Below are 540 nucleotides of genomic sequence, written 5' to 3'. Positions count from 1 at the left end.
TGAAATACGACTCCGCAATTTTTTCATTTTCTATTGCAAACAACGCAAAGAAACTGCCAAACTTGCTGCACGTATTATTGAAGCGTTATGTAGCTTTTCAAGGATGGGATTAAATGGAAGGTTTTGAAGCAAAAATACTTATGCTTTTAGTTGAAGGTTTAGTTCAGCTTGGCCTTACTGTTACTCTTTTACTTTGCGCATATAAACTTAAGAAACTTTCTATCCCTGAGTTCAGCCCAGCATGCAGAACTCTATCATTGGGAATGTTTTGGCTGGCAGTGTCGATCATAGTTCCATTTATTTTGGGTTTAATTGCACCTCTAGTATTAGAGGATTCAATTAATGAATATTATTACGTCTTGTTTGAGTTGCCATATTCGGCATTAACAATAGTATCTATGTTTATATTTATGTCTGCGTACCGTAAATTTAAAATTATAGCCAACGCAACATAACAAGAGACTATGGCGTCAATAGTTAAATTTAGACTTTTGGCGCTTCCCAAATCACTCCGTCTCTTAGCATAGAATTTAAGATCAC

1 protein-coding gene is annotated in these 540 nt (G+C 35.4%); it reads left to right on the top strand.

The annotated features are described in order from the left end of the window. The first annotated feature begins 113 nt into the window (after positions 1–113). Complete coding sequence (locus AN214_RS21865) at positions 114–455, top strand: hypothetical protein (protein WP_054981620.1); 342 nt, start codon at positions 114–116, stop codon at positions 453–455. Positions 456–540: the final 85 nt, after the last annotated feature.

Source organism: Pseudoalteromonas sp. P1-9 (assembly GCF_001399975.1).
Lineage (GTDB): Bacteria > Pseudomonadota > Gammaproteobacteria > Enterobacterales > Alteromonadaceae > Pseudoalteromonas.
This window is presented reverse-complemented; position numbering and strand designations above follow the sequence as displayed.